This is a genomic window from Alcaligenes sp. 1735tsa3 (genome assembly GCF_024134565.1).
Lineage (GTDB): Bacteria > Pseudomonadota > Gammaproteobacteria > Burkholderiales > Burkholderiaceae_B > Alcaligenes > Alcaligenes phenolicus.
Genome location: NZ_CP099862.1, coordinates 1,263,952 through 1,277,396, shown reverse-complemented (window position 1 = coordinate 1,277,396; position 13,445 = coordinate 1,263,952). Strand labels below are relative to the sequence as shown.

The 13,445-nt window shown below is 56.9% G+C and carries 8 protein-coding genes; all 8 read right to left on the bottom strand.

Translation table 11 applies throughout. From position 1 onward, the window contains the following. Positions 1–16: 16 nt before the first annotated feature. On the bottom strand, positions 17–1,132 hold the full coding sequence (locus NIZ92_RS05805; protein WP_035270697.1) for a glycosyltransferase family 4 protein: 1,116 nt from the start codon (positions 1,130–1,132) through the stop codon (positions 17–19). A gap of 158 nt (positions 1,133–1,290) precedes the next feature. Continuing rightward, positions 1,291–2,475 carry a glycosyltransferase family 4 protein gene (locus tag NIZ92_RS05800; RefSeq protein ID WP_137431242.1) on the bottom strand — a complete coding sequence of 395 codons (1,185 nt, stop codon included), beginning with the start codon at positions 2,473–2,475 and terminating at the stop codon, positions 1,291–1,293. Then, positions 2,472–3,212, bottom strand: a complete 741-nt coding sequence (locus tag NIZ92_RS05795; RefSeq protein WP_026484362.1) for a polysaccharide deacetylase family protein — start codon at positions 3,210–3,212, stop codon at positions 2,472–2,474. The genes NIZ92_RS05800 and NIZ92_RS05795 overlap by 4 nt, the downstream gene beginning before the upstream one ends. A gap of 9 nt (positions 3,213–3,221) precedes the next feature. Beyond that, positions 3,222–4,028, bottom strand: coding sequence for a glycosyltransferase family 2 protein (locus tag NIZ92_RS05790; RefSeq protein WP_254002841.1), 807 nt, complete (start codon positions 4,026–4,028; stop codon positions 3,222–3,224). Further along, a complete protein-coding gene (locus NIZ92_RS05785; RefSeq protein WP_022983576.1) occupies positions 4,001–4,843 on the bottom strand; it encodes a polysaccharide deacetylase family protein in 843 nt (280 codons plus the stop codon). The genes NIZ92_RS05790 and NIZ92_RS05785 overlap by 28 nt, the downstream gene beginning before the upstream one ends. Then, entirely contained in the window at positions 4,840–5,946 is a 1,107-nt protein-coding gene (locus NIZ92_RS05780) for a glycosyltransferase family 4 protein (protein ID WP_083053968.1), read from the bottom strand. Before NIZ92_RS05780 ends, NIZ92_RS05785 begins: the two co-directional genes overlap by 4 nt. Then, entirely contained in the window at positions 5,943–9,419 is a 3,477-nt protein-coding gene (gene dnaE, locus NIZ92_RS05775; RefSeq protein WP_254002840.1) for a DNA polymerase III subunit alpha, read from the bottom strand. The genes NIZ92_RS05780 and dnaE overlap by 4 nt, the downstream gene beginning before the upstream one ends. A 162-nt stretch (positions 9,420–9,581) precedes the next feature. Further along, a complete protein-coding gene (hrpA, locus tag NIZ92_RS05770; protein WP_254002839.1) occupies positions 9,582–13,373 on the bottom strand; it encodes an ATP-dependent RNA helicase HrpA in 3,792 nt (1,263 codons plus the stop codon). Between the last annotated feature and the right edge of the window lie 72 nt (positions 13,374–13,445).

The following is a 13,445-nucleotide window of genomic DNA, read 5'->3' as shown; positions in this document are numbered from 1 at the left end:
TGGCCTGCATCTGACTTTATAGCGCCCGCGCCTTCAAATAGGCCTGATAGGTATCCACCGAAAAACGCTGCGCATCAAAACGGTTTTCTGCGCGCTGCCTGGCACGCTTGCCCACGGTATGCAAGCAGTACTTCTGACATAACATGTCTCGGACATGCGCCTCAATGGCTGCCACGTCTCCACAAGGCACCACCCAACCCTCATGCAAATGCTCGATGCTTTCCGGTAGACCACCCGCATTGGAGATCAAGACGGGCAGCCCCAAAGCCAAGGATTCGTAGCACGCGTACGAGGCCGACTCTTTGTAAGAAAGCACAAACCCCACATCACAGGCAGCCAGGATCGACCGCACATCCTTAACCAAGCCGGGGAAAACCAATTGTTCGGCACAGCCCAAAGCCTGCACTTGCTCCCGAACAGCCTGCGCAGGTGGATCACCTGCTACCACAATCCGAACGCGCTGCTTGAGTTCCGGCTCCAGACGGGACACTGCTTCAACCAGCAGCAACCAACCTTTTTCCAGATCCGTGCCACCCACTGAGCCCAGCACCAAACTGTTCTCTGCCAAATCAGCGCCGAAAAGTGCTTGGCGTGCAGCCTGCTTTTCCTGCGCGGAAACCGGGGAATAATGCTCCAAGTCCAGACCGTGATAAATCCGTTCAACGTTGCAACGCCGATAATCGGAATTGGCGAGTTGGCGGGCAACATAATCGCTGACAGCAATGCAAAGATCAGTCCCAAAGCGCGCCCGCAAACGGTTACCCATGCTGTGTAGACGCTTGGTATTGTGTTTGGTCCAGATAATAACGGGAGGATTCGACAAGGTTTTGCAGGCGATCATGACATGACGATGATCGGTACTGCCATTGCAATGCACGATATCGAAGGCTTCGCGCTGCAAAAAACGGCGCAGGTTCCAGATTTCCGACAGGGCCGTCCCGATACGGGCGGTATACAGGCCTGGCAACACTCTTACCCCGGGTATCTGCGACGCTTCCCGATACAGTCGGCCCGTTGCCGGTGCCGCCAGAGTGAATTCACACTGATGGGCCAAACCGCGCAACAAACCCAGAATATAGGTGACATGGCCACCGCCATTACCATGGTGAATATCAGTGATCAGGACCTTCAAAACTCGCTCCGTCAGCGGCTGTGAATGACAGACAAATACTCAGATCGAGCATCTACAGGCCACAAAGTGTATCCGCTATTGCGTAAGCTGAACAATGACTGAACAGCAGTTTTGACGATTTAATCTCGGTAAAAGAGAAAACCTGGCTGCACCTGCCTTTAATCTTGGCGGCGAAGCAACACTTTTTGATACAGGTCCTGATAGCGAGTCGCGACGGCAGGCCAGCTGAATTGAACCAATAACTCACGCGAGTTCTCGATCAGGTTCCTGGCCATGGCCGGGTCCTTGCTGATTTTCTCAATCGCCTGAGCCAGTTCCTGAGCATCCTCCGGATGGCTGAGCAGCAGTGCGTGATAGCCGCCCTGCACATATTGGGCAAAGCCGCACCACGGAGCCGGGCTCAGGACAACCGGCAAGCCATAGGACATGGCTTCCAGCGGTGCCATGCCAAAGCTGTCATTCAGGGTGGGATGCACGTAGATATCGGCAGCGCGATAAAAAGGTTCGACGTTGGAGGTTTCACCCTGCAGGATGACGCGATCCTGCATATTCAGAGTCTGAAGCTGCTGGCGTATCTGGTCACGCAAACCCGGTTTTCCGCCCACCACCAGCAATCGATAATGAGAAGGCAGTTTCGCCAAGGCTTCCAGCACCGTATTCAAGCCTTTACGCAGCGGATTACGAGCCACCAACAGGCAGACAACCTGATCGTTCGTAAAACCCAAAGACTCGCGAACCTGGGTGCGCTCCTGGCCTTGGGCATCGGCTTGCGGCAAGGCCACACCGGGAGCAATGACGGGATAGTCGTGCACGCTGCCATAGGCTTGCTGCAATTGTTCGGCAATCAGGCCCGAAACGGCGACTACGGCATGAGGACCGGGGCGCAAACGGCGTTTTTCCAAACCCAGATACCCCCAGACCCTCGGGCTGAAGTAGGAGCCCAGTTTTTTCAATAAAGGCAAAGGCCGCACGCGCCAGTTAAACCGCACGGGGGTGACATGCACTACTTCCACGTCCCCGCACCAGCCGTTCATGTGCGAGTGCACAATATCAAAACCTTGCGCAGTGGCCTTGGCGGCCTGACGGGCAAACAGAATGCCGCGTATCCAGCCCGGCCAATGCGACCAATGTCGAATAGGCACATAGGCCAGCTTCAAATCACAGCGACTGTCATATTCGCGCGCAAACACGGTGATTTCGTGTTTTTCGGCCAGCTCGCGCATCAGTTCCACCCCATACGCTTCAGCGCCGCCAAAGCGGTTACCGAAACGATCGACCACAAAAGCGATGCGCAGGCGCTCGGGAATCGCAGCGGGAGTGTCGCGGGTTTGATCTGAGCTCATGAGCGGGAAACCGTACGACGCTTGTCTTCCAGGCGTGTCACGCACTTTTGCACGAAGCGCAAAATATTGGTGGAACGCGAGACCGTCACACGGGGCAAGTCAAATAAATCATCGTCTGAACGGGCCAGACCGCGATTGGTCGTGGTGGCATTCAAATAACCAGCCTGACGCACCTGCTCACGAATAGCCTGATTCTGATCGCCATAGGGATAGCAAAACGCGCTGACTTCCACTTGCAGCACGTCTTGCAGCTCTGCCTTGGATTGCGCGATCTGGTAATGGGCAATTTCCGAGGACACATCGGTCAGATGCACATGGTCCAGCGTATGCGAACCGGCTTCATGACCGGCGTTCACCCAGGCGCGCAGTTCTGGCAAGGACATCAGACCGGAATGCGGCACTCCTTTGGGTTGGTCCCAGAAGTTCGAACCGTCCAGATGCCGCGCCACAATGTAATTGGTCGCCGTAAAGCCCAATTCATCCAGCACCGGCATGGCGTTCTGAAAGACGTTACGGTAGCCATCATCAAAGCTGATTCCCACAACCTTGCCCTGCTTTTCACCCCGCAGGTACGGCATCAGTTGCGCCATGGATAAACCACGGTAACCCAAGCGCTTGAGCCAAGTCATCTGGCGCCGAAAATCAGTAGGATGCACGGTCAAACCACGGTAAGGCGAGCCCTTGGGAGCAGGCACCCCGACCTGGTGGTACATAAGAATCGGAATCATAGGCGGCATTATAAGGGGCTAATCAGACTTCTGACGGGTGTAATACCACAGCTTACTATATCGAAACAGGCTGCCAGAAGCGGCCATACACGCCAGAATGAAGCCTTGCGGGCCATCCAGAAATCCCCGTCGAACAATATAGTGACGCACGAAGGTCCAGCTGGCATGGCCAGCAATGCCCGGCAGGCTGGTGGTCTTGCCCTTGGCCTGCATTTGACGGGCCGCATCCGAGGAATAACGGTTGATCTTGTCGATAAAGACTTCAAGGCTGGCGTAGGGGTAATGCAGAAAATGCCCATCCAAGATCAGGACTGGATGCTCGGTCTGCACGCTTTCATGGACTTTGGCGTCGTTAAAACGGGCTGTACCACGCTTGAACAGTCGTAATACCCGGTCTGGCCACCAACCGCTATGGCGCATCCAGCGGCCAGCGAACTCTGACAGGCGGGCAATCCGGTAAGCCGTACCACGAGGCTGAGTCATTTCCTGCTGAATCAGTTGTGCAAGCTCGGGCGTAACACGCTCGTCTGCATCAATGGACAGCACCCACTCGCCCGTGGCCTGATCCAGTGCCCGATTCTTCTGCGGCCCAAAACCGGGCCAATCCGGGGTGACCGTCACGTTCGCCCCCATGGAACGGGCGATTTCCACCGTCTCATCCGTACTGCCCGAGTCCACCACAATAATCTCGTCCGCAAAGGCAACGGATTCCAGGCAGGCACGAATATGCGCCTGCTCGTTTTTCGTAATCAGGATAACGGACAGGCGCTTGCCAGAACTCGACGCGGCGCTTTGCCCTACTTCTGTCGTTGACGACGACGCCATGCTTTCCACCTGTTGAAAATCGGACCGATCACGGGATGTACCGCAACATTCAGCCTGCGTCCTACCGATACGCCCGTCGTGTCACGCACGGCGAAACGATAAATGTGCAAAGGATCGCTACCAGGCTGGTTAGAGCCAAAGGCGCGCGTTGTATACAGATAGCGGAAACCGGCTTGCTGGGCGACCTGCACATAATCAGGATCAAAATAGCCTTGCGGCCAACACAGCTGGTCAGAGACCATACCCATATTGGCCTTCAAGGTCTGACGGGATTGCTCCAGTTCCCAACGCATCTTGTCGTTCTTTTGATCGCGCTGTTCGCTCAGGTCCCAGCGAGTATGGGTATGAGTATGACTGTGGAACTCGAACACACCATCAGCCTGCATGGCGTGGATTTCACTCCAGCGCAAAATCACCTCGTCGCTGCGACCTTGCTCGATACGCGCTTCACATTCACGATGATCCGGGCATTCGGGCACGTCCTGGCCCTGGCCCAGATAAGGGCGCACAGGCCCCTCATTGATCCAGCTTGTCACCAGGAAAATCACGGCATTGAAGCCATATTTTTTCAACAAGGGATAAGCGTAGACCCAGTTATCCAGGTAGCCGTCATCAAAGGTAATCAGTACCGATTTGGGCGGTACGCCCTGCCCTTGCAGATGGCCTACAAATTGCTCGGTTGTCAGGCTGGTCCAGCCGTTTTTCTTCAACCATTGCAAATGCTGCTCGAAATGCTCGGGACTGGCATTGATCATGCCCCCTTCCGGGGTGACATGGTGGTACATCATGACGGGCACAGTGCTTGCCACTTTCATCCCTGAAGCTCCTTTAACCAAGCATAATAAGCGCCTTCCAGCCGGTCGCCCATGGCAACCGGGGTAAAGCGCTCGTCGCTACGACAAAACAGGCGCCCTGCGGCTCCCATTTCCTGACGCAACTCCGTGCTCCGGATCATTTTTTCCAAGGCGGCACGCCACTGCTCCGGGTCGTGCAAATCCGCCAGCAAACCGCTGCGGCCTTCTTGCATCATCTCCGGGACCCCGCCAACGCGACTGCCCAGCACAGGAATGCCAGCGCTTCCAGCCTCTACAAAAACAGTGCCCGACGCTTCCATATGGGTCGCCAAGGCAAAAATATCCAGATTGGGCAGAATCGAGGGCACATCTGCACGAGCGCCCAGCATATGAATCCGCCCTTGCAGCCCCAGCTCCGCGATCAAGGCCTGCAACTGTTCATAACCCGGAGAGCCGCCCCCCACCAGCACCAAGTGCAATTGAGGGTAGCGATCAAATAAAGGCTGCATGGCGGCGATCAGTTCATGATGGCCTTTTTCGCGCCGCAATACGGCAACGCAACCTACCAGCAAGGTATCAGACGCCAAACCCAACTGGGCACGCAAATCCAGGAGGGGCGCTGAATCAATCACGCTGGGATCGACACAGGGATAGACCACCCGAACATGCCCAGGTTTCACGCCCCGCTCGATCAGGTGATCGCGCACATAATCGCTGGGCGTAATCACCCGTTTGGGCACGATGGTGTAAGACATCAAGGAGCCCACTTTCTTGGCCAGATGGCGCGTACGCACAATCAAGGGGGTTCCCGCCAGGCGCCCGGCCACACCGGCCAGCATGGTGTCACGGCGGCTATGGCTGTTCAGCACATCAAACTGACCTTGGCGCAAGACCCGACGCAACTGGCGCACACCGCGCATGTAATTGGCCGGGCCATCCATCAACAGGGTATGAACCACAAAACCCTCGTCGCGCAGGCGCTCGGTCAACTGGGCGTGGGGTTGGCAGGCGGCCTCCACCTGATGCCCCCTTTCGCGCAAGATGCGCATGGCTCGCAGGATGTAGTTTTCCTGACCACCAAAGCTGGTGGCAGCTTCCGAGTGCAGAATGCGCAAGGGCCTCATCGGTAGCTGATCTCCACCTCGCGCGTGGCGTCCCAGCCTTCCAGCTGCTCCAGCAAAGAATCCGCCAGACGAACACGCCACTGCGGGCCCAACTGCACCACGCACTCATAATCGGGACGCTGCAGTTGTACCTCGACCGGCACCCCGCCCTGCTCCTGGGCACGGTGTGGTGCCAACAAGGTTTGCAGACGCTGTGCGTCGGCATTATTGTTCAGGCCGATGCTCAGGCAACTGGCACGGGCTTCACGGGCCAGCTGCAAGTCAAAAATAGCGTCAGCATTGATACGCAAGCCGCCGGTGTAATCGTCGTTGCTGACCTTGCCCTGGATGATGATCAACTGGTCCTCTTTCAGACGCTGGCGATGCTCTTCAAACAGCTCATTGAAGATGGCCACTTCCAGCTGCGCCGAGCCGTCATCCAGCATGGCGTAAAGCATCTTGCCGCGACGTGTCATGCGTACACGCACCGCTGAGAGCACACCGGCAAACCACTGCGGACTACGCGACGCTTCCAGACGTGCCAACGGTGTCGGTGCAAAACGGCGGACCTCATCACGCCAGGCGTCAAACAAATGGCCGCTGAAGTAAAAGCCCAGTGCCGTCTTTTCCTGACGCAAGCGATCTTGCAGGCTCCAGGGAGCCACTTTCGCAACCTCGCCTTCCACAATATCGTTGGAGTCGTCATCAAACAGCGAAGACTGGTTGGCGCTACGTTCGGCCTGTTCGGCAGCTTCGGTAGCGGCACCGATACTGGCCAACAAAGCGGCGCGGTTTTCATCAATCGTGTCAAAAGCGCCGGCACGCACCAAGGCTTCAATGGTGCGCTTGTTCACCTGATGGCGGTCTACACGACGGCAGAAATCAAACAGGCTGGTGAAAGGACCGCCTTGCTTGCGAGCATCCACAATTGCTTCAACCGCAGCCTGACCGGTCCCCTTCACGGCGCCCAGACCGTAGCGCATGGTGCGTGGCGGCAAGCCTTTTTCCGTATAGCTGTCCTGCACAGGCTCAAAGCGATAGTTGGACGCATTGATATCTGGCGGCAAGACTTCCACGCCGTTGGCCAGCGCGTCTTTCCAGAAAATCTGGACCTTGTCGGTATCGTCCATATCGGACAACAAAGTCGCGGCCAGGAACTCGGCCGGATGGTGGGCTTTGAGCCAGGCCGTCTGATAGGCAATGAGAGCATAAGCAGCGGAGTGACTCTTGTTAAAGCCATAGCCCGCAAACTTTTCCATCAGGTCAAACAGCTTGACCGCCAATTCAGGGTCGTGGCCTTTCTTGACCGCCCCTTCCTCAAACAGAACCCGGTGCTTGGCCATCTCCTCGGGCTTTTTCTTGCCCATGGCACGGCGCAGCAAGTCGGCGCCACCCAGCGAGTAGCCACCAATAATCTGCGAGATCAGCATCACCTGTTCCTGGTAGACGATGACCCCGTAGGTGCTGCTCAAGGTGCTTTCCAGATCCGGGTGGAAGTAATCGACCTCGGCTCGACCGTGTTTACGGTTCACGAAGTCCACCACCATGCCCGACTCCAGCGGCCCCGGACGATACAGGGCCAGCATGGCGATAATGTCTTCAAAGGTGGAAGGCCGCAGACTGCGCAGCAGCTCCTTCATCCCACGCGACTCCAGCTGGAACACCGCTGTCGTATTACCTTCGCACAACAGCTTGTAGGAGGCGTCGTCATCCAATGGCAAGGCCATGATGTCGAACTCGCGCTTGTCCGCATTGAACTGGCGTACATAGCGCACGGCCCAGTCCAGAATCGTCAGGTTACGCAGCCCCAGAAAGTCGAACTTGACCAGGCCGGCAGCCTCCACGTCGTCCTTGTCGTATTGCGACACGGCGTTGGCGTCCGGGCCAGACTGGGCATACAGCGGGCAAAAATCGATCAATTTGCCGGGCGCAATCAAGACCCCCCCGGCGTGCATGCCCACACTACGGGTCAGGCCTTCCAAGGGACGGGCCAGATCGATCAGGGCTTTGACTTCCTCGTCGTTCTCGTAACGCTCGCGGAAGGCCGGCTCATCGGCCAGCGCACGTTCCAGCGTCCAGGGATCGGCGGGGTTGAAAGGAATCAGTTTGGACAAGCCATCGCACAGGCTGTAAGGCAATTCCAGCACACGGCCTACGTCGCGCACCACGGCTTTTGCGCCCAGAGTACCGAACGTGGCGATCTGGCTGACGGCCTGACGGCCATATTTCTGTTTAACGTAATCAATAACGCGTTCGCGGTTGTCCTGACAAAAGTCCACGTCAAAGTCAGGCATGGATACCCGCTCGGGGTTCAGGAAACGTTCGAACAGCAAGTCATAGCGCAAGGGGTCCAGATCGGTAATCCCCATGCTGTAAGCCACCAGGGAACCCGCGCCCGATCCTCGACCCGGTCCTACGGGCACGCCATTATGCTTACCCCAGTTGATGAAGTCCGCCACGATCAGGAAGTAGCCGGGGAAGCCCATGGAAATAATGGTGTTGCACTCCCACATCAAACGCTCTTCGTAGGTGGGGCGTTGCTTCTCGCGCTCCTCGGGGTCGGCATACAGCTGCTTCAAGCGGATTTCCAGACCGTCTTTGGCCTGTTGAATCAGGAAGTCACCCAGCGACATGCCATCGGGCGTGGGAAAATCGGGCAGATAGGGTTTACCCAGTTCCAGCTCCAGGTTGCAACGCTTGGCAATTTCCAACGTGTTTTCCAGCGCAGCAGGAACGTCCGCAAAGCGCTGCTGCATTTCGTCCGAGCTTAGAAAATATTGCTCTTGCGTAAAACGCTTCACACGCTTGGGGTTGGCCAGCTGTTCGCCTTCGGCAATACACACCCGCACCTCATGCGCGCGGAAATCGTCCGGGGCAATAAACTGAATCGGGTGCGTAGCAACGACAGGCAGGTCCATCTCTGCTGCCAAACGCATGGCAGCTTGTACATACAGTTCGTCGCCGTCCGCACCGCTGCGTTGCAACTCAATATAGAAAGCGCCCGGGAACAGACTGTCCCAGTGGCGGGCGCAATCACGGGCCAATTCCAGATTGCCATCGGCCAGGGCCTGGCCTACATCGCCCATACGTCCACCGGACAGGGCAATCAGGCCACTGCACTCTTTCAGCCAGGCGCGCTGCACTTCTGCTCGCCCCTTGTACTGGTTGCCCAGCCAGGCGCGGGTCAGAATGTCACACAGACTCAAGTAACCGGCCTCGTTTTGCACCAGCAATAGCAAGCGCGACGGTTTTTCGCGGTCTTCCTCGTTCTGCAGCCAGATATCACAACCCATGATGGCTTTCAGCCCGGCTTTACGCGCCGAGGTATAGAACTTGATCTGCCCAAACAAGTTGCACAAATCCGTCAAAGCCAGTGCAGGCTGCCCATAGGCCTGCGCTTTCTTGATCATTTCGGGAATACGGGCGATGCCGTCCACCACGGAGAACTCCGAGTGGGATCGCAAATGGACAAAGGAAGGGGTGGTTTCGCTCATGATGGAATTGTACTGAAGCCTAAGGACATTGTTGAGGCTGAAATGGCGCTACGGGTGAATACCTTGAAACGTATTGCAAGGCATTCAAACCCAAAGCACATGATCTGCAAGGGCGCATCCCAATGCCCAATATCGCCCTGCAGATCTCAAACGGCTACCGTCTTAGCGTTGCAGCGCCGCCCAGGCTTTTTCCAGACGCTTGACCGAAACCGGCATGGGGGTGCGTAACTCTTGCGCAAACAAGGACACGCGCAGTTCCTCCAGCATCCAGCGGAAATCCCGCAAACCGCTATCAGTCGCACCTTTCAGCGCGGCCACGGCACGCTGGTACTTGGTCAGCAAAACCGACATATCCTGCATCAGGCGTTGATCGCGAGCCGGATCGGCACGCAGCTTGTCCACCCGTGTTTGTACCGCTTTCAAGTAACGCGGCATATGCGCCAACTGCGCGTATTCATTGCTTTCCAGAAACAAGGTGGGCATCAAGGCGTTCAATTGCTGCTGTATGTCTTTCAAAGCCTCGGGGTGGGCCTTGATTTGCGCCAGTTTCTTCTGGGCGGCACTCCATTCAGTCAGAATCTGCCCGGCCAGACGCGCCACTTCCTGGGCCACCAGACCCAGACGGCTGCGGCCCTCCTGCACGCGAGCCTCGAACTCGGCCTGGTTCTTGGGCCAGGGCTCCATCATGCAGGACTGCTCCAGAGCCACATCAATGACCTGATCACGCAATTGTTCCTGCGTCCCCAGATTGATGTACAGCATGCTGATACGAGTCAGGTCCGTAATGTTCTTTTCCAGAAAGCGCACCTGCTCGCGCAGGGCCAAACGGAACAAGCGGCGCAAACCCTGACGGTGCTGACGCTGGGCCTGGGCCGGGTCATCGAACACATCCAGATCGCAATGGGTTTTCTTGTCGATCAAGGCCGGGTAGCCAATAAAGCTGCGCCCCTTGCGTTTGATTTCCATCAGCTCGGGCAGTTCACCAAAGCTCCAGCTGGTCAGTTGCTCGTGATCCAGCACTTGCGCTACCTGTTCGTCGCTGGCGGCCATTTGCTGGAAGGAGGCCTGGGCCTGACGGCCATGCTCGGCCTTGAGCTGATCCAGATTGCGCCCGCCCGACAACATGCGGCCATGCTCGTCAATGACCCGGAAGTTCATGAACAAGTGCGTCGCCAGCGTCTCGGGTTTGAAGTCACTGCGCTGCGGCCTTTGCTTGAGCTGAGTCCACATATCCTGCGAAATGGCGTCCAGCAGGCTTATGCCCGGATCGGCTGCTTTTTCAAACCAGCGTTGGTGAAAGGCGGCAGCATAATCGGGCAGCGGCACACAATGGCGGCGGATGCGTTGTGGCAAGGATTTCAGCAAAGCCAGCACTTTTTCTTTCAGCATGCCGGGCACCAGCCACTCGCAACGCGCAGCGTCGATCTGGTTCAAGGCGAACAAGGGAACGCTCAAGGTCACCCCATCGCGCACCGAGCCCGGCTCGAAGTGATAATCCAGCGCCATCTTCACGCCCTGCCATTCAACGGAGCGCGGAAAGACCTCGGTGGTGATGCCGGCTGCGTCGTGCTGCATCAATTCGTCGCGATTCAGCTCCAGGCCCTTGGCCTCTTCTTTGGACAAGCCCTTGAACCACTTTTCCAATGTGGCGGTCTGGTACACGTCCTTGGGAATGCGCTGATCGTAAAACGCGTAAATCAGTTCTTCGTCCACCAAAATATCCGGGCGGCGGGATTGGTGCTCCAAACGCTCTACCGCCTGTATCTGCTGACGGTTATGACGCAGGAAAGGCAGGTTGGAGTCGATCTCGCCTGGCACCAGAGCCTGGCGCAAGAACAACTCGCGTGCCTGCACCGGATCAATGCGGCCAAAGTGAATGCGACGGCCACTGTAAATCAGCAAGCCATACAAGGTAGCACGCTCGTTGGCCACTACCTGCCCGGCTTTCTTCTCCCAGCGCGGATCGCCCCAGGTTTTACGCAGCAAATGGGCGCCAACTTTTTCAATCCATTGCGGCTCGATACGCGCCACACAGCGGGCAAAGAGTCGCGTGGTTTCCATCAGCTCGCCCGCCAGAATCCAGCGGCCTGCTTTCTTGACCAGCTTGGAGCCGGGGTGAATCACAAAGCGCAATTCACGCGTACCTTGATAGACACCCGTTTCTTCACTCTTGTAGCCAATATTGCCGATCAAGCCCGTCAACAAGGCCAGATGCACCTGCTCATACGTCGCTGCCGAGGGGTTGGCGACCCAGCGCTGCTCCTGTACCAGACTGCGTAATTGGGTATGAACATCTCGCCATTCACGAATACGCAAAGGGGACAGCAAAGCCTGTTTAACGCTATTGGCAAACTTGCGCTGTGAGCTTTGTTCCTGCGACAGCTCTTCCAACCAGTTCCACAGCTTCACATAGGACAGGAACTCGGACTTGTCGTCGTTGAAACGGGCATGGGCCTGATTGGCCGCTTCGCGCTCATGGACAGGACGATCACGCGGATCTTGCACGGACATGGCCGAGGCCACGATCAGCATTTCCGTCAAACAATGATGTTCATGACCGGCCAGAATCATGCGGGCCACACGCGGGTCCACAGGCAGTTTGGCCAGGGAACGGCCCACCTTGGTCAGGCGCTGCTGTTCATCCAGCGCACCCAGCTCTTGCAGAATTTGATAGCCATCGGCAATCGCTCGGCCAGTTGGCGGCTCCACAAAGGGGAAGGTTTCCACATCGTCCAGATGCAAGGCCTTCATGCGCAAAATCACCGAGGCCAGCGAGGAACGCAGAATCTCGGGATCCGTAAAGGGGGGGCGGCTCTTGAAATCCTGCTCGTCATACAGACGAATACAGATACCGGGGCCAATACGACCGCAACGCCCTGCCCGCTGGCTGGCCGATGCCTGACTGATCGCTTCAATACGCAGTTGCTCGACCTTGTTGCGCCAGGAATAGCGCTTGATACGCGCCAGACCACTATCGACCACAAAGCGAATGCCGGGCACGGTCAGCGAGGTTTCTGCCACATTGGTCGCCAGCACCACACGGCGCGCATTGCCTTTGGGTCGGAAAATACGTTCCTGATCCGCCTGCGACAGACGCGCAAACAAGGGCAGGATCACGGTATTGATGGGCTTTTCTTTTTCCAGCGCCTCGGTGGCTTCGCGGATTTCACGCTCACCAGGCAGGAAGACCAGAATGTCGCCCGTACCATGCCGGGCACATTCCTGCACCGCATCCACAATGCCTTGCATCAGATCCCGCTCCTCCTCGGAGGCGGAACGGCGTTCTTCGGCATCGACCAAAGACGGGTCCAGAATCGGGCGGTACACAATATCGACGGGATACAGACGGCCCGACACTTCAATGACAGGCGCCTTCTTGCCCTTGTGGGCAAAGTGCTGCGCGAAACGTTCGGCATCAATTGTGGCCGAGGTAATAATCAGCTTCAGGTCCGGACGACGTGGCAACAGTTGCTTTAAAAAGCCCAGTAGAAAGTCGATGTTCAGACTGCGTTCATGGGCCTCGTCAATAATGATGGTGTCATAGCGGCTTAACAGGGGATCGCGCTGGGACTCGGCCAGCAAGATCCCGTCTGTCATCAATTTGATGGCCGAGCGCGGTCCGGTCTTGTCGTTAAAGCGGATTTGATACCCTACCCAGTCACCAATCTCCGATTGCAGCTCCTGGGCAATACGCTTGGCGACCGACGTGGCGGCCAGACGGCGCGGCTGAGTATGACCAATAATCTTGCCCTGCAGGCCACGGCCCAGCTCCAGACAGATTTTGGGTAATTGGGTGGTTTTGCCCGAGCCGGTTTCACCACACACAATGACCACCTGATGGTCTTTGATCGCCTGCGCAATTTCGGCCCGTCGGGCGCTGACTGGCAGGTCATCAGGGTACGAAATTGTTGGTAAAGAGTGTGGGTTTTCAGTCAATTCGTCGGACTCGTGCATGAAAGGTAGTTTCTGGTACAGACATCATTATAATTTTGGCTTGAAACCATTTGGACGCAAAGATCCCCCGCA

Excerpts from the sequence above, each read along its gene's own strand:
- NIZ92_RS05800 (WP_137431242.1), bottom strand. The coding sequence starts at position 2,475 with ATGAGCTCAGATCAAACCCGCGACACTCCCGCTGCGATTCCCGAGCGC.
- NIZ92_RS05795 (WP_026484362.1), bottom strand. The coding sequence starts at position 3,212 with ATGCCGCCTATGATTCCGATTCTTATGTACCACCAGGTCGGGGTGCCT.
- NIZ92_RS05790 (WP_254002841.1), bottom strand. The coding sequence starts at position 4,028 with ATGGCGTCGTCGTCAACGACAGAAGTAGGGCAAAGCGCCGCGTCGAGT.
- NIZ92_RS05785 (WP_022983576.1), bottom strand. The coding sequence starts at position 4,843 with ATGAAAGTGGCAAGCACTGTGCCCGTCATGATGTACCACCATGTCACC.
- NIZ92_RS05780 (WP_083053968.1), bottom strand. The coding sequence starts at position 5,946 with ATGAGGCCCTTGCGCATTCTGCACTCGGAAGCTGCCACCAGCTTTGGT.
- dnaE (WP_254002840.1), bottom strand. The coding sequence starts at position 9,419 with ATGAGCGAAACCACCCCTTCCTTTGTCCATTTGCGATCCCACTCGGAG.
- hrpA (WP_254002839.1), bottom strand. The coding sequence starts at position 13,373 with ATGCACGAGTCCGACGAATTGACTGAAAACCCACACTCTTTACCAACA.